Genomic DNA, 17304 nt, shown 5'->3' on the forward strand with positions numbered 1-17304 from the left:
TTACTAATTTACTAAGTTAGTAAAATTACATCCAAATCATAGCTCACTCGACCGAAGGAAGTCAATATTGATTTTGAATTGGAAATAAAAAACGGCTGCCCTAGGGCAACCGTAATCATCTTCCAAGTGATTGAACATCCTCTCTGTCTGGTTTCATAGATAGTACGAACAGCTCATGAAGATCGTTCACGGCTACACGAAAAAATATGTAGAATGATTTATTAGCTTACCACCTCAGTGCTCAGACATGTATAATGACAGCAGGTAAGTCCATATGAATGAGATGACTAATGGAGGACAACATATGAAACAAGGCATATATGCAAGAGCGGGACTATCCCCTGAAGAGTTGGAGGAGGTTCGAGTCTTATGGGAGATGTGCAACGCGCACGAAAATATCGACATTAAACTAAACTGGGGCACGTTATCCAGCCGTCCTGCTGGCATGACGAATGATTTTGTTTACTACGAAAATGACCGGATTGTCGGTTTCCTAGCGATTTACAGCTTCTTATCTACCGAAGTGGAAATCAGTGGTATGGTGCATCCAGAGGCGAGGCGCCGGGGGATTTTCGGACAGCTTGTTCACAAGGCCATGGAAGTGTGTGGTGGAAGAGGAGTACCAAAGCTGATTTTCATCAATGAGCGTGGCTCGGCAAGCGGGAAGGCTTTTTTGACCAAGCTTGGGGCAGAGTACTCTTTTTCCGAATATGTGATGGAGCTGAAAGATCAGGTCATCCCGCATGCCTCCACACCAACAGAGTTATCCATTCGCTTAGCAGATACTTCGGATACGGAGCTGTTAGTCAAACTGAATATGTCAGGCTTCAACATGTCAGAAGTGGATACCCGTGAGTATGTTATTCAAACCATTACGGGTGACAAGGAACGGACGTGGATTGCGGAGCTAGGAGCAAATAAAGAGCCGATTGGAAAAATTGGTGCGATGGTGGAGCCGGGTGTTAGTGGATTTATTTATGGTTTTTGCGTGTTGCCTGGGATAAGGAGCAAGGGGTATGGTCGTCAAATATTGAGTCAAACGATTACAGCGTTGAAAGAACAAGATCAAGCGGAGCATATCAAGCTGGAAGTGTCGGTAGAGAACGAGAAAGCACTCGGCCTGTATGAATCCTGCGGATTTGCAACGAAGAACGCGAATGACTATTACGTGCTCCTACGCGCTTAAAAAAAGGATAGAACAGCGGATTCGCTCTGCTGTCTATCCTTTTTTGCTATTTGAAGCTTTATGCCCGTCATATGACTGGCCAATCACCAACAGCCTTACCAACAGCCTCACCAACTGACATCATCACCCGCCACCAACGAACTTGCCCTCCCACGCCACCGCCTGCCGAGTTTAACTGGAGGAAATCCAGTTGTTTTATCAAATGTGAGAAAAGTAGCAGAATTAGCTGTAGTTTATACAGGTAATGCCGCGGTCGCGGTGTTGTGTTGTTCAACGATGCGAAGCTGCGGTGGTGGTGCATGGTTCGACGATGTGAAGCCGCAGTGCTGCGAAAATACGATGGTTTGAAGCTACATTCACCGGAAACCGCAATCGCGCGAAAAAGTAGAGAGTATGAGGTGAAGCAATCTATTCATGGTAAATGAGTTCAGATGATGCGCTAATTATGGTGCCTGTATTCAGCCCTGCACAGATATCCTTCATCGAGCCTGGCTTATCAAAATTAAACACATGAATCGGTACATGGTAGTCCCGCGCTAGAATAAAGGCGGACTGATCCATCACCTTCAAATTGTGCTGAATCACATCGTTGTAGTGGAGGGATTTGTACTGGAGTGCCTCCTGATGGTGCTTCGGATCTTTGTCGAAGACACCGTCCACGCCTTGTTTGGCCACGAGAATGGCATCGCAATTGACTTCAATCGCACGTTGCACAGACGGATAATCCGTCGTAACGAAAGGCTGTCCGTTTCCGCCAGCGAAAATGACGATGTACCCTTTTTCCAAGTGATGAATGGCTCGTAAACGGATGAAGGGCTCCGCCACTGATGCGATCGGAATGGCTGTCATGACACGCACTTCGGCATTTGTTTTCGCTTTCAGCACCCCACGCAGCATCAGGCTGTTGATGACCGTTGCTAACGTACCGATATTATCAGCTTCCGCTTTCTCGATGCCCCAGCTTTCACCCATATTGCCGCGGAAAATATTACCTCCACCAATCACAAGACACACTTCAACGCCTAAATTCACGACGGTCATAATTTCATTGGCGATATGATCGAGCTGTGTAGGGTCAAATCCGAAAGAACTATCACCTGCGACAGCACCGCCGCTAAGTTTAATAAGGACTCGTTTGTACCGTAAAGTCATTACCATATCCCCTCTCTGATGAGAACGCCTGTACGATAGATTGTGTCTGACAAGGAAGTGTAGTGCGGCAACCGACGGATGCTTGCAAAAAAACACTAAAGCCTTAAATGCTTTAGTGTTTGCTGTGCCTGCTTCCTCATGTTAGAAGTAATTGTACATGAATTAAGCGGGATTTTGCAATTTCTGCGGAACTCGCATATGGACGATGAGCCCAATGATGACTAGGACCAGTAAAGAGCCAAGTGCGACTCGACTCGCTAAATTCCCCGTGGAGGCCATTGCCCATGTGATGGAGCCATACAGTAGGGGTCCGACAATGGAGGACACCTTACCTGAGAAGGCGAAAAGGCCGAAAAATTGACCGCGCTTTTCTTCGGGCGTTAGCTGTACGATCAATGTACGAGAGGTCACCCACATCGCACCCATAGAAACACCATATAAGCTGCCTGCCACCCAGAAGATGCTTTGACTTGTTGCTAAGGAAGCGAGGGAGATGGCCACAATGAGGATTAAAGCGACAATGGTTACCGCTTTCTTAGGTCCAATGCTGCGTGTCACATAACCGAATAGGAAGGAGCCGACCACGCTAGACACGGTAGATACAAGATAAAGTAGAATGAATTGCCCCGTCGAGAAGCCCATGACGGTATTCGCATAAATGGCCATTACTGCAATTGCTGTAGCAATGGCATCGTTGAAGAAGAAATAGGCGATCATGAACGTGAAGGCGGCTTGGTACTTCCGAGCTTCTTTGAATGTCGTCCAGATATCACGATACCCGCTAATCAGGGATTTGTTGCTAGCCACAGGTTTCTGACGTTTCTCTTTGTACAGGAACATGATCGGTAGTGAAAAGATGAGGAACATGACCGCACTTGGGATGAATGTACTTTCGAAGTGATTATCATGAACGAATAAGAAAGCAATAAGGCCCACGAGCGTACCTACATAACCGACGGCTACTCCAAGTCCAGAGATCAAAGGAATCTCGCGTTCATTGCCCAGGTCAGAGATCATGGAATCATAGAACACTAAGCTTGCGTTATAGAAGAATTTGGCGATCATGAAAAATAAAATGACACCGAGAATTGATGTGTTGAGTCCTAGCCATTCTTGGTCTGTCTCCCATAGAGCGGATGCCCCCATTAGAAATGTTGCGATGATCGCGATCAGTGTGAAGGGGACGAGATAGGCTTTCTTTTTGCCCGTACGATCAATCCAGACACCGAATAACGGAGATAGAAGAACTAAGAAGAAGCTGGATAACGAATTGGAGTAAGTGATGAACGTACTTGCGATCTGGTTCATTTCCTCACTGCTGCCTAAGGTTTCTTTTAAGTAAAACGGATAGAACACAGTTACGATATTGGAGGAAAAAATGGTATTTGCAAAATCGTACATCGCCCATGCGAAAATTGGCAGGGAGAAAAATAACGCCAAAACACTTCGTCCACGTGCTGGGTTGGAAGCGGGTTCAAGTTTTGCCATGTGGGCACACCCTTTCTCTTCACTTTCCTCTATTTCTCTATTATATTGGCGATTCTGTAGGGAAATCCCTCTTCTTCACAATAATAATAAAATCTCCCCCACCTAAGATAGGTAGGAGAGATCGATGAACGATTATTTGTCCGATGGGGGCTTTATGATATCAACCTCAATCATGTCCTGATTCTCTTGCATTTTGAGCACGTTAATGCCATTGCGTTCTAAGGTAGTGGAGAGGGCTTCTTTGTTTTGGGCAGGAAAAACATAAGCTAAGCTGCTTTTATTGTCGAGTAATCGTTTCGCTACCTGCACGAGTCGTTCCATCGTGAACGGCTTCTTCAGATATTTCTCAATCTCTTTCTCATGATAATCATGAGGCGGATCAAGTGCTGTTGAAACAATAACCGGCGTTTGTGCATGCACAGGATGTTTATATAGGTCTGCGATGAAATCCCAACCTGTTTTCTCGCCTTCTAGGTGAATGTCTACGATGAATAGAACAGGGCCTTCACCCTCACAGCGACGCAGTGCGATCATGCCTTCCTCTGCGGAACGCAGCTGGATGGAGGGGAGACTCAGCTTATGCAATGCGACTTGAATTAATTTGGCTAGGTTATCATCATCTTCGAAAATAACGATTTTCCCGTCTAAACCGGAAATCTCATATTGATCGAGTTCAATGCGGAATGTGGTCCCATGGCCCATTTCGGACGTATAGGAGATGTGCCCGCCATGGCCCTCGACAATTTCTTTCACAATGGCGAGTCCGAGGCCTGTGCCACCGATCTGACGGCGGTCGGAGTTATCAACACGGAAGAATTTCGAGAACATATGCTCATTCGCTTCTGGTGGTATACCGAGCCCGTAATCTTGAATGGCAATTGTAACTTTACCGTCCTGTGTCAACAAGTGAATGTCGATGTGGTCTGCTGCCGGCGAGTATTTAATAGCATTGCTAATGAGATTATCAAATACTTGGCGAATACGATCAACATCTGCCCGTACCCAAAGCTCAGGCTCTTGCTGGTGAACGATGATCTGATGCAGCTGTTTATCCTGCCATTGCTCTGCAATCTCAGTGACGAGGGACTGCAAATGAATCGGTGCGAAGTTGTACGATTGACGACCGGACTCCATCCGCTGTAGATCTAAGAAGTCATTAATTAAATTGGACAGACGCTGAGCTTCGTTATAAATGGTTTCCATGTAACGTTTCTGCTTCTCTTGCGGCAGGTCGCGATGCAGTAAGATCTCGATAAATCCTAGCACACTGGCCAGTGGAGTCCGCAACTCATGTGAAACAATGGAGATGAATTCATTCTTCATTTCATCGACGCGCTCTTCTTCCGTACGGTCACGGAAAACAAAAAGGTAGCCTTGCTGCTCAGTGCCTTCGCTAACAACGGTAGCGTAGAGCTCCGCATGTTGGAGCTGCTCGTCCTGTTGGAAGCTGAAGCGCTGTGTCAAATGAGACAGCGAGCGATCAATCAAAGCTTCGATGGAAGCCGCTACCCCATGAAAACTAGGTGATTCAGCTACAATCTCAGAGCTGCAACTAACAAGGTTCTCGCCAATCCGTTCATTCAGCGCAAAATACTGATTCATACGATGATTGGAAAAGAGAATCGTACCCTCTGAATCACACATCATCATGCCCTCGTGGGCGGATTCTAAAATATTTTGAATAAGGTCATGTTGACCTTCTAAAAGCAGCTTTTCTGCCGTGAGTTGATCGTTCAGTAAGGCTAGGCTTTCGGCCTGCTTTAGTTTCTCATCATTCACGACCTGAGCATAGAACGCAAGTCCGAATTGACGAACTAAGCCTTTGGTTAGACGTTGATTATCATCTTGATAGAGCGAGCTTTGGTAACTCGTCAGTAACAGAAAACCAATAACTTCTAGTTTGTCATCTGTGAGCGGAATGTAATGATCGATAGCTCGTGTCATACCGTTATGGACACCTTGCTCATTGCCTGTCACATCACGGGTATGTGTGATCGCCACGCCCTCATCGAATACACGTCTGGCTGGACCGAAGAGCTCGCTGCGCGAAGCTTGAATATGTCCCTTGGGATACCCGATGGAATGAATAATTTCGTAGGAGCTAGCTCCATTCTCTGAGCGATTCTCAAGGACAACCAAGGCAGCATCCTGCACAAGCGAATTTAATAAGGCAGGCAGCGTATGTTTCAAGAAATCTGCTAATTTCACATAGCCAGTGAGCTTTTCTTGGTACGAGGAGATGAGTTCCAAATCCCGTTCGCGCTCAGACAGCTTAGCCAGTGTAACCTGTTGTTCCTCTTGTTGGGCAATAATTTCCTCGTTCTGGGATTCCAGACTTTCCGCCATATAGCGGTAAGTTTCCTCACTTTTGCGCAGCTCTTTTTCCGCTTGATAGGAGCGTAAGGAGATGATGATGGACATACCTCCTGCAAGTAGAGCGATCAGGAAGCCGACAAGTGTGATCAAACGGGAGGTTTGACCTGCTTGCTGAGAAGCCTCATAGGCTGTAGAGGTAATCTGTTCGATATTATTTTCTATACTCGTATGAATAACACGATAGCGGTCCATTAGTGTTTTGCCGCCAATGACACGGGCTTTCGCTTCTTCAATTTTACCCGCACGGAATAATTCCAAGGTCGTATCATAGTACTTTTGCAAATTGGTAATGGCAGGTACCGCTTGGGTATCAATAATGATTTGTAGGGTGGGATATTTCTTGTCGTAGGTCGAAAGTGTGTTTAAATCCATGGCGACCTGTTCTCTACCTGTGGTATAAGGTTCCAGAAACTGTTCACTTCCGCCTAATTGGTAACCGCGCAGTCCCGTCTCCTGATTGATTAAGCTGGTCAGTAAACTATTGGCCGTTGTTAGAATCGGAATCGCCTGATTCACGATCGCATTGTTTTCTCTTTCCATATTTCGAGAAGCCATGTAGTTCGATACACTGACGAAAGCTAGTAAAAGGACTATTAATATGACATATAGCATGGAGATCCGCGATCTCGTGAAGGTTTTCATCCCAATCGGTCACCTAACTTCTAATAGAATAAAAGATCACCTAGAAATTCGACAAAGATCAACAAAATCCTCTAAAAATTAATGATGTTATGTTTTCTTCCATGAATGATTGCAGAAAAGGGCGATGTCGTTTAAAATATGAGTCAATAACCAAACAGGATGTCAATTCATGTGACATGATAGGTATACAAGAAGGAGGCGCACTGTGCAGGTGAAAAACATCAAGATTCCGCCGCGGCATGAAGTACGTCCCTATTTTCAACCAATTATCTCTTTACAGAGTCAACGGATAATAGGGTATGAAACTTTAGGCAGATGGGTTCGCGAGAGTGGTGTGGAGAGCTTAGGTCCCTTTTTCAAAGATCCTGATATTTCCGAAGACATGCAGCTGATGATTGATCGTCATTTAAGAGAGCAAGCCATAGAACGAATAGCCGCTGCATCGGATGATAGCGAACTGTTTATTAACCTTAAGCCCTCTTGGATATATAGAACCTACAAGCGAACGGGTGTTTTGCCGACGATTGAATTGTTGAAGAAATACCAGATTAATCCTTCGCGGATCGTCATTGAAATCACCGAGGAGGAATTTACGGGCAAGCTCCAGGAGCTGACATGGATTGTTGAATTATATCGTGAATTCGGATGTACGATTGCCATTGATGATGTCGGAAGCGGCTTTAGTAACTTCGATCGAATTGCGAGTTTGCAGCCGAAGATATTGAAAGTTGACCTGAATATTTTGAAAAAGAGCATCGTTCACGATGGCTATAAGGCAGTTATGCAGTCTTTCTCTATTGTATCTGCGCAAATTGGGGCTTCCCTGCTCGTTGAAGGTGTCGAGACCAAGCAGGAGCTGCGCAGTGCTTTACAGGTTGGGGCTAGATATGTGCAAGGCTTTTTATTCTCCAAAGCAGAGCCAGACCTGCAGCGACCGGATGCGTACAAAGCCATGCTGGAAGAGGAAATTAAATCGTTCGGACAGGATGAATTCCACAGATATCATCACCTGTTGAGTGTATATCAAAGGCTGGATGCGGTAATCAATTCTTCCGTTCACATCTCAAATGCGGAGGAGGCTGATGCGGTGATCGAGCAAACGATCAGTAACGTCACGGACAATTGCATCCGCATGTACATCTGCCAAGGGAATGGCTACCAGACTTCCTCTAACTACACGCGTTCCGAAGATGGGTGGGGGAAAGACGAGAGTTACCGACAAGCGAACTGGACGTGGCGGCCCTATTTCATCTCTAACATCCTGATGATGAATCTGCAAAAGCAAGGCATTCTCTCCCAAGCCTATACCGACTTGGATACCTCGCGTCAGATTCAGACTTACTCGTGTGCGATTGGTGAGGGATATTATTTGTTTTTGGATTTGTTGATCTAAGTTGGGAAAGGATCGGGGCGCATAGCATATTCGTAGGCATCGCCAGGCGGCGGGCGCGAAAGATTCACCAACATCCTTCATATTCGCGAATAGATGGAAAAAGTACATCTAATTCGAGCGGAGTTTATACAGTTAACTCTATGGATTAGCTTGTTGGTGGATGAGGTAGTGTGGAAGGTTAATAGTGAAAGGTGAGTAGTAGGGAGGACGTGCAAGTAGAGTAGATCAGATATAGGATCGCGAGTTGCTGGAAAGAGATAGAACGATACGTATGCAGCACAAAAGAGGTTATCCCAGGTGAAGCTTGGGATAACCTCTTTTGTGTGTGAATCACTATACGATCTCTCACAAGGCTACTCGCATAAATAGCGCTATGGCATAACGTTAATTGGGTTACTAGCGTATTTGCGAAGAAAATAGAATGATGGCGTAACGCTATTTCTACTTTTAATTGGATTAAGCGTCTGTAGAAGGACAATAGCGCTATACCATAACGTTATTGAAGCTATATTCCTAATCTTTTAAGGTGTAGGATGATAGCATAACGTTATCTATAACTCCAACAATTGGGTATGGTGATGGTGTTACGCACGTGAGTGAGTGATAGCTGCTACGCCTCGACCCACTCGCGGCGGAGCGAGAACAGATCGCGCAGCTCGTCGGTCGACAGTTCCGTTATCCAGTTCTCGCCTGAGCCTACGATCTGTTGGCTGAGGCCGAGCTTCCGCTCGATCATCTCGTCGATGCGCTCCTCCAGCGTGCCCAGCGTCACGAACTTGTGCACCTGCACATGACGCGTCTGCCCGATCCGGAAGGCGCGATCCGTCGCCTGATTCTCGACGGCGGGGTTCCACCAACGATCATAGTGGAACACATGATTCGCCGCCGTCAGGTTGAGTCCGATGCCGCCAGCCTTCAGCGAAAGAATGAACACATTTCGCTGCTCATCCGCTGGATGTTCATCGGTGTCTTGGAAGTGCGCGATCATCTCATCGCGCCCATTCTTCGATGTTCCGCCGTGCAGGAACAGCACTTTCTCGCCGAGCTCCTGCTGAAGCACATGCTGCAGCAGGTTGCCGGTCTCGACAAATTGCGTGAAAATCAAGCATTTGTCGCCCTCTTGGCGCAGCTCCTGCACCATCTCGAGCAAGCGCTCTAGTTTGTTGGAGCGTCCGCTCCACGGGGCGCCGAGCCCTTCCTTGAGCAGCAAAGCAGGGTGGTTACACACTTGCTTGAGCTTCGTCAACGCGGCGAGGATGAGTCCGCGCCGCTCCATAGAGGAAAGCTTATCCAGCCGATCAAACATATCCTGGATGTAGTTCTCGTACAACGAGCCTTGTTCCGCTGTGAGCGAGATGAACGTTTTGGACTCGTTCTTCTCTGGCAGATCCAATTGGATCGCCGGATCCTTCTTCTCGCGCCGCAGCAGGAATGGGCGGATCAGCTTCTGAACCTTGCCGATCGTGGCCTCATCGCGCGTCTTCTCGATGGCGTTCACATAGCGAGTCGTGAACTCGCGCACCGTGCCGAGATAGCCTGGATTCGCGAAGTCGAAGATCGACCATAGCTCGGTCAGACGATTCTCAATCGGTGTTCCCGTCAAGGCAATGCGATGAAACCCATTCAAACGGCGAATCGCTGTAGCCTGTTTCGTATAAGCGTTCTTGATATTTTGAGCTTCGTCCAAACAGATCGAGTTCCAAGCAATCGCGCCCAGTTCACTCTCATCTAGATGGGAAAGCGTATAGGATGTCAGTACCAAGTCGTATTTGCCAACGATTTTTTCGCTAAAGGCAGGCCCTTTTAAACGCTGCGGCCCGTAGTGAAGATGGACACGCAAGGAAGGGGCAAATCGTTTCAGCTCCATCTGCCAGTTGCCCAGCACGGAGGTCGGACAGACTAGCAACGATGGTGTATCGGGCTGCTCGGTCTCTTTGACCGTGAGCAAGTACGTGATCCATTGGATCGTTTTCCCGAGACCCATGTCATCGGCTAAGCAGCCGCCAAGGCCAAATCTGCGCAAGAACAACAGCCAAGAGATGCCATCCACTTGATAGTGGCGAAGTGAGCCATGAAAGCTAGGCGGCGGCTCCATCGTCGGGATCTCCGAGGTTTGCGTCAGCTGGTCAATCATATGGCGCAATTGTTCGTTCAGTTCAACTTCCATGTCGAGGTAGCGCATCGCGTCAGGATCATCCTCAGCAGGCAACAAGCCGCCTGCGTCACCAGCAAAATGCAGCTCTAATACATCGCGGAACGAAAGCCCCTGCTTCTTGTGCACTTGCTTCATAATCTGCTCGACCTGTGCCATGAATTTCGGGTCGAGTTGAATCCAGTTGCCGCGAATCTGGATCAGCTTGCGCTTCTCCTCCAGAAGCTGGCGGAATTCCTCCTCCGTCAGCTCCAAATCCCCAACAGCCAGCTTCCAGTCGAACTGCATCAGCTGGGTCAGCCCGAACATCGTCTCCCGTCCAGAACCGACGGAAGACTTGATCTTCGCGCGCAGCTTCGGCCGCATCTTGCGGATGCGCTCCCACCAAGCCGGCAGGAACACGCTTGTTCCTGACTCAACCAGTCTGACGCTTCCCTCTGCGAGGAAGCGCCAAGCCTCCTCTTCCGTCACCGTCTGACGGAGGACGCCCTCGCCCGCATCCAGCCACGGCAGGATGCGCACCCACTTCGCCACGTCGCGTTCGACGCGGCTTAGATCAGGCAGCCACGCCTCCGGCAGTGGCTGCTCCCCCAAGACCGGCTCGCCGACGGTCGTCACGGTGCGCAGCACCTCCGGCGCCAGCCGGTCCTGCAGCAGCACGCGCAGCTGCCAGCCTGCGCCGTGCGCGAGGTCTGGCTCGACGAGCTGCAGGCACGTCCGCATCGGCGTCCGATCCTGGCGCCAACCAATGCTGACGAGCCAGTCCTCCTCGTCCAGCCACACCTCTGCGCTGACATCGCCGCGCCGCATTAACGGATACGCAGCTTCCAGCTTGCGTAAATTGTCCTTCATGATCCCGTCGGCATCGACCCATTCCGGGATCAGTGCATGAATCCAGCGTGAAACCGCTGGTGTCTCAAGCACCTGCAGCTCTTCGGGCAGCTGCAGCTTCCAACCGATCTCGCCAGCCTTCCATTTCTCGTAGTCTGGCATGAAGCGACCTGTCGCAAGTGACTCGCGAATAGCAGGAGCCAGCGCAATGACATCAGAGCAAGAAGCATGCCACTTCAGTTGTAAGTGCTGAACAGGCTGCGGCTCGCTGAAATAATCGAGCGCTTCAAGCGGCAATAGTTCGATGCCTTCCCGATTTTGCCATTCACTCGGTTCCATGAAGGTGCCGAAGAAGGAGGCGCGATGCCAGGCGAAGAGCATATGTTTTAAATCAAGAGCATCCCAAATACCGCCGTTTTCACGGGAGCCCCATAGAAATAATGACCCGTTAGGTAAGGAACTAACGTGTATGGTCAGCGCGCTGGTTTCGATCATCGAATCCATTTTCCTTTCTTGAGCTCTTCTTGGAAAGCACGCAAACGTGAGAACTTATCCGCTAAGCGGTAAATATAGTGCTCCCAGCGGTCATCCTGGCCGATGTGTTTATAGATGCTATGCAGCTTCTTAAGCAGACGAACTGCTGTCTTGTAAGAAGCTCTATTTTTCTCCAGAACAGCCCGTTCGGCTGCTTGATGATAGAGCGGAAGGAGCAGCGCAGAGTCGTGCTCTTCGATCGCTTTGAGCTCCATCCCATATAGATTCAAGGGGGAAATCCGATTCGCCAGCTGCAAATCCACCCATTGACGGTATCGTTTCGTTTGCAGCAAATACGCGGTGTAATAGTAGTAGGAACGCGGGAGTAAGGACTCCATCACCTGAACCCACTCGCTATCGTTTGCCAGATGCTTCGTCGTATCTAGCCAATATTGGCAGAACGTGCGGAAATCATCATGGTTCGCATTCGTTATCGAAGGGAATAGCCAGCGCAGCCAGACCAGCATGTGATCCCACTGTCCATCGCTCGCGAATTTATTTAAATAGAGGAAGAAATCCTTCGCATGTGGATGAGCGAGTTGCCCAAGCCGTTCGAAGGCTTGCTCGGTATGCCCCTGCATAATATCGAAATGCGCCCTAGCTGCAAGTAACGTATCCTTCTTCTTCGGAAGCAGCTCCTTCTTAGCCAGAAGAGTGTCGAGACGTGCGATTTCTTCTTTCTGTGCACTAGGTTGATCGGTCAACTTCCACCAGATGAAACGATACACGAACAGCCAATCAACTGGACTGTCCTTGCCTTGCAGGGCGGATTCTCCGACCATTTTCATCGTGGTCAACCATATCTTAGGCTCTGCTAGGAAAGAGCGGTTTACATCGATGCGATCGACGAATTCGACAAGCTTATCTTCACAGTTTTTGGCGGAAATTTTGCAACCATTTTCATGATAGTAGCTCAGGTAAGAGCTCTTCGTTTCTTGATAAAATTGTTCGATCTTCCGCATCATGAAAAGCACAATGTGGAACATATAGAGCTCACGCATCGTATCGCGCCAATTCGCTGCATAAGGCGGCAGGGACTCCAAGGCGGACTCATAGAAGGTTTCTATGGAATGCTGATGCGAGATGGAGAAGCCATGAAACTTACCTTCAAAGAAACGATGCCATTCACTAGGCATACTCTCTTCCAGAGGCACGTTCGCCTGTGCAGCCGCTTTGCGTTCTTGAATGATGGAAGCAGCTGCACTTCGGGCTGGCTTCTTCCGTGTATGGATTTGCTGCTTCAACTGCTGCAGGACAAGCTCTGGTCGACCATAGGTGGCGTACAAGCTAAAAAACGTAGCACCAATGTGCTGACAGAAGCCCACAAAGGAGCAAGTGCAGGCACTCGCAGCGAAATTTTCTAAATGAACTTCTACTTTATGGACCTGTTTACTTGTGACAGTTGCCAGAACACTAAGCCCTTTGAGATCAACCTCGGTCACTCGGCCTTTATGATAATACTCCCAGCCTTGCTCCAGACGGGTGGCGTCAAAGTGCAATGGGATTTGCTTGATGAGGTAGTTCATTCGATTTTTGGGAATTTGAAGTTTCAACATGTGATCGTTCCTACCCTCCGAGCGGCGCATTCCTTCTTCCATAGTAACAGATTTTTTCCGAAATTGCCCATTTCCACAGTTTATGCCAAAGGTGATATTTTTAATCCGTACTGAAAGGGGTTAACCCTGCATTCTTACCTAGAATATGATAAAGTGAAGCTAGATGAAATGCTTCTTGAAGGGAGACTGCGCGAGTGGGTATTAAATTTGGTCGTGAATATAAGGATATTGTTACTGATTTTGTACGCGGAATCGAAATGGTGAATGGCTTCTATGAGCTGCTTGAGATGAATGCAGAAGACTGGCAGGAGCTGGATGAGACCGAACAGGAAGAATGCCTGCGTACGCTGGCTGACGATATATTTTACGGGCTAGGCAGTTCACCGGTCATGCATGTTGGGGCAGGTTCGGTTCGGCATGATGCAGGCAATCACGTGCTAAAAGTCCATGATGGTGAGAAGTTGGTTTCGGTCATCTACTTGGTCTAAAACAGGAAGAACTGCGATATAGAAAGGTGTAAAGAAGCTATGTTGGATGGCGCAAGAAAGGTTCTACAACAGGTTTATGGATATCCCGAGTTTCGTGAGGGCCAGAAAAATATTATTACGAACCTTCTCGAGGGTAAGGATACCTTAGGTATTATGCCAACGGGCGGAGGGAAATCGATCTGCTATCAAGTGCCGGCGCTGCTGATGGAGGGAGTGACGTTAGTCATTTCCCCTCTCATCTCTTTGATGAAGGATCAGGTGGATGCGCTCGGCGCGCTCGGTGTTCCTGCCACATTCATTAATAGTACGTTGGAAGCTAGAGAAGTGGAACAGCGCATGCAAGGGGCTATGCAGGGCAAGTATAAGTTGCTTTACATTGCACCTGAGCGCCTGGAATCGGAGCGATTTCGTGCCAGGATGGCGGCGTTGAATTTGCCGCTGGTCGCAATTGATGAGGCACACTGTGTCTCGCAGTGGGGGCATGATTTCCGTCCGAGTTATGTCTCGATTGCACCGTTCATTCGGCAGCTGCCGAATCGGCCGATTGTGGCTGCTTTCACAGCAACGGCTACTGCTGAGGTTACTGCGGACATCGCTCGACTGTTGGATCTGGATGCGGCAGGGATTTTCATCAATGGCTTCTCGCGCGACAATTTGGAGCTAACCATTCTTCGCGGAGAGAAAAAGCGGGATTACATACAGAACTATGTGAAGGAACATACCCATCAGCCAGGCATTATTTACGCTGCGACGCGTAAGGATGTTGAGGAGTTGTATGAGGCGCTGCGCAAAAAAGGCTTCGCCGCAGGCAAGTATCATGCGGGCATGTCCGATGATGAGCGCTCCTACATGCAGGAAGCGTTTCTCTATGACGATATTCGCGTGATGATCGCGACGAATGCGTTCGGGATGGGGATTGATAAATCCAACGTCCGGTACGTGATTCACTACAATATGCCGAAAAATATGGAAGCTTATTACCAGGAAGCAGGCCGTGCGGGCCGTGATGGTGAGCCGAGCGAGTGTATTCTGCTATTCAGTGCGCAGGATATTATGACGCAGAAGTTCCTGATTGAGCAGAACCAGCTCTCGCCTGAGCGCAAAGCGAACGAGTACAAAAAGCTTCAAACGATGATCGACTACTGCTATTCGCCGCGTTGTTTGCGGAATGCTATTTTACATTATTTTGATGAGCAAAATATTAAGGATACCTGCGGGAACTGCAGTTCCTGCAAGGATGATCGTGACACCGTCGACATTACAGTCGAGGCGCAAAAGATTTTCTCCTGCATTCGCCGCATGAACGAGCGGTTCGGAATTTCGATGGTTGCCTCTGTATTGAAGGGGTCCAAGGCGAAGAAGATTATGGACTATCGATTCGATCGACTGCCGACACACGGGATTATGAGCAATTTGCCCGAAAAAGAGATTGCTGAATTGATTAATGTGCTGATTTCCGAAGGCTTTTTACAACTGTCCGAGGGTCAATACCCGGTTGTTCGGTTGATGCAGCCTGCTGCCGAAGTACTTCAGGGCAAGCTGCCCGTGAATCAAAAGGTACGCAAACAGCCCGTTCGCACTGTTGCCGCGATGGACAATACATTGTTCGAGCAGTTGCGATTGCTGCGTCGTGAAATGGCTGCACGTGAGAAGGTGCCGCCTTATATTATTTTCGCCGACAGTACGCTGCGTGAGATGAGTGAGAGCTGTCCGACGACGGAAGCCGCGATGCTGCGCATCAAAGGGGTCGGTGAGGTGAAGTACCGCAATTACGGGAAGCCATTCCTGGAGCTGCTTCGCACGTATGCGGGAGAGAGTGATATGGGCGTAGTTGCCTATGATTATGAGTGAGGGGCAGTACCCAATCATCCCCGCAATGACATGCTGCGATTCACTCACGATCCCAGAATTGCGCATTCCCCAGTAGGCGTCCTTGAACGAGAGTAGCTAGTGAGGGAGCGGAGGATGATGGTGAGAGTGAAGCTAGAGAGAGTGGTTGTGGATAAGCGGTTGGCCACGTTGGGAACGTGGAGCCTTGAAGCGGAGGAGAGCAAGTGGATCGTGCGGAAGTATCGGTTTACTTCTTTTCCTCAAGGGATAACGTTCGTGAACGAAGTTGCTCGCTTGTCCGAAGCGGTTAACCACCACCCCATGATTGCCATTGATTATAAAATGGTAACGCTGCGCCTGACCTCGTGGAGTGCTGGCGGTTTGACCGAGCTCGATTTCTCGACTGCTGCGAAGTTTGATCAGGCTTATATGGAATTAAGGCGCTAAGATGACGGACGGACCTGTATAGACCATGCAATGGACTTGGGCGGGCCCGGTTGGCGTCAACTTCTCGTAGGTATCTGTGATCGTGAATCCCACTCGCTGGTAGGTGCGAATGGCGCGTTCGTTCCAGACGAGTACCTCGAGGTCGATTTCATGCTCGGCGTTACGGTGCTGTGCTTCTGCTATAAGCAGCTGAACGAATTGTTTGCCAAGTCCACTGCGGCTAGCTACGCCTTTGCCACAAAGATCCGGTCGAAGTCCTAGGCCTAATCGGGTAACACCAACGATCGGAAAAAACTGAACAAAACCTTGTAAGGTTCCCGATTCATCCACTACACCACAATATTGTTCATCCCTAATTCGGGGATCAGCGAATTCGGATTGGTTGTCGAGCATCGTGGCCCAAGACGGCCAGTTGTAAATTGCGTAAGGAGCAGGATAGCTCCATGTGCACAGCTCCTGGCTAGCCGATTCCGTTAGCGGAACGACGCGCCAAGGTGAATTTAAGGTAATAGGTTGTGGCATTTCTTGGGCAACCTTTCTATAGGTAGTATTTGGCCATCGTTCTATTCTAGACTAACAATTCCCCTTATTCTACTCGATGTCTGAGAGATCTGGAATGGATTCTCAGCAAATTGCGGAACCAGGTTCCGCAGCTATAGAAGTGGCCAGCAATTTGCGTTTGTTCGAACGATATTTTATATCAATTACAATAAGGAGGGCACCCGTGATGACACAAGTGACCATTCGTGAAGCCGTCATGTCCGATATTCCCCAGCTTAAAACTTTGATGCTCGCTTATATTGTGGATTTCTATCAGTACCGCCAACCGGAGGATGAGAAGCTGAACGCTTTGATTCATGAATTGCTCGAACAGAACATAGGTATTCAATTTGTAGCTGAAACGGAGGAGGGGGCGCTAGTCGGCTTTGCGACGCTGTATTTCACCTTCAGCACGCTGCGTGCCGCCAAGATTGCCGTCATGAATGATTTATTTGTTGTGGAAGCGGAGCGTGGACAGGGAGCAGCGGCGAAGCTCTTTGCAGCTTGCAAAGGCTATGCAGCTAGACATGATTATGCCAAATTAACCTGGGAAACAGCTCCAGATAACTTACGCGCGCAAGCTTTTTACGATAAAATAGGTGGAGACCGAGGTCATTGGCTGACCTATTCTGTGATTCCCACAAGTGGGATGGGCGATTAATTAAAGGTAGGGGAAGGTGGCAGAAACC

The 17304-nt window shown here is 48.7% G+C and carries 14 protein-coding genes; 7 read left to right on the plus strand and 7 right to left on the minus strand.

The window, feature by feature from the left end; translation table 11 throughout:
• Positions 1-304 precede the first annotated feature (304 nt).
• A complete protein-coding gene (locus tag ASG89_RS12460) occupies positions 305-1186 on the plus strand; it encodes a GNAT family N-acetyltransferase (protein WP_057311038.1) in 882 nt (293 codons plus the stop codon).
• A 67-nt stretch (positions 1187-1253) separates the two neighbouring features.
• Here the strand turns inward: ASG89_RS12460 and ASG89_RS38210 are convergent, their stop codons facing one another.
• A complete protein-coding gene (locus ASG89_RS38210; RefSeq protein ID WP_268795616.1) occupies positions 1254-1388 on the minus strand; it encodes a hypothetical protein in 135 nt (44 codons plus the stop codon).
• Between the two features lie 2 nt (positions 1389-1390).
• On the opposite strand from ASG89_RS38210, the gene ASG89_RS37635 reads away from it, so the two are divergent.
• On the plus strand, positions 1391-1534 hold the full coding sequence (locus ASG89_RS37635; protein WP_157276628.1) for a hypothetical protein: 144 nt from the start codon (positions 1391-1393) through the stop codon (positions 1532-1534).
• A 60-nt stretch (positions 1535-1594) separates the two neighbouring features.
• Here the strand turns inward: ASG89_RS37635 and pyrH are convergent, their stop codons facing one another.
• From pyrH to ASG89_RS12475, 3 genes are all read right to left on the minus strand, one after another.
• Complete coding sequence (pyrH, locus tag ASG89_RS12465) at positions 1595-2338, minus strand: UMP kinase (RefSeq protein WP_057311039.1); 744 nt, start codon at positions 2336-2338, stop codon at positions 1595-1597.
• A gap of 162 nt (positions 2339-2500) precedes the next feature.
• Entirely contained in the window at positions 2501-3826 is a 1326-nt protein-coding gene (locus ASG89_RS12470; protein WP_057311040.1) for an MFS transporter, read from the minus strand.
• 132 nt (positions 3827-3958) lie between these two features.
• The gene (locus ASG89_RS12475) at positions 3959-6814 is read right to left on the minus strand and encodes an ATP-binding protein (protein WP_235549740.1); all 2856 of its coding nucleotides are present in this window, start codon (positions 6812-6814) and stop codon (positions 3959-3961) included.
• Positions 6815-7055: 241 nt separating this feature from the next.
• Here ASG89_RS12475 and ASG89_RS12480 point away from each other — a divergent pair, with 241 nt between their 5' ends.
• Entirely contained in the window at positions 7056-8237 is a 1182-nt protein-coding gene (locus ASG89_RS12480; protein WP_162259697.1) for an EAL domain-containing protein, read from the plus strand.
• 610 nt (positions 8238-8847) lie between these two features.
• Here ASG89_RS12480 and ASG89_RS12485 read toward each other — a convergent pair.
• A complete protein-coding gene (locus ASG89_RS12485) occupies positions 8848-11724 on the minus strand; it encodes a DEAD/DEAH box helicase (RefSeq protein ID WP_200963468.1) in 2877 nt (958 codons plus the stop codon).
• Positions 11712-13310, minus strand: a complete 1599-nt coding sequence (locus ASG89_RS12490; protein WP_057311044.1) for an SWIM zinc finger family protein — start codon at positions 13308-13310, stop codon at positions 11712-11714. Before ASG89_RS12490 ends, ASG89_RS12485 begins: the two co-directional genes overlap by 13 nt.
• 194 nt (positions 13311-13504) lie before the next feature.
• On the opposite strand from ASG89_RS12490, the gene ASG89_RS12495 reads away from it, so the two are divergent.
• The 3 genes from ASG89_RS12495 to ASG89_RS12505 all read left to right on the plus strand — a co-directional run bounded on the left by ASG89_RS12495 (position 13505) and on the right by ASG89_RS12505 (position 16075).
• Positions 13505-13798, plus strand: a complete 294-nt coding sequence (locus tag ASG89_RS12495) for a hypothetical protein (protein ID WP_057311045.1) — start codon at positions 13505-13507, stop codon at positions 13796-13798.
• A 39-nt stretch (positions 13799-13837) separates the two neighbouring features.
• Complete coding sequence (recQ, locus tag ASG89_RS12500) at positions 13838-15649, plus strand: DNA helicase RecQ (protein WP_057311046.1); 1812 nt, start codon at positions 13838-13840, stop codon at positions 15647-15649.
• Positions 15650-15766: 117 nt separating this feature from the next.
• Complete coding sequence (locus ASG89_RS12505) at positions 15767-16075, plus strand: 4a-hydroxytetrahydrobiopterin dehydratase (protein ID WP_082593040.1); 309 nt, start codon at positions 15767-15769, stop codon at positions 16073-16075.
• Here the strand turns inward: ASG89_RS12505 and ASG89_RS12510 are convergent.
• Positions 16064-16597: a GNAT family N-acetyltransferase gene (locus ASG89_RS12510; protein WP_200963470.1), complete on the minus strand. Its 534-nt coding sequence runs from the start codon at positions 16595-16597 to the stop codon at positions 16064-16066. The genes ASG89_RS12505 and ASG89_RS12510 overlap by 12 nt on opposite strands.
• Positions 16598-16802: 205 nt before the next feature.
• Between ASG89_RS12510 and ASG89_RS12515 the strand changes: the two genes are divergently transcribed.
• Entirely contained in the window at positions 16803-17276 is a 474-nt protein-coding gene (locus ASG89_RS12515) for a GNAT family N-acetyltransferase (RefSeq protein WP_057311047.1), read from the plus strand.
• Positions 17277-17304: the final 28 nt, after the last annotated feature.

Source organism: Paenibacillus sp. Soil766 (genome assembly GCF_001428105.1).
Taxonomy (GTDB): domain Bacteria; phylum Bacillota; class Bacilli; order Paenibacillales; family NBRC-103111; genus Paenibacillus_E.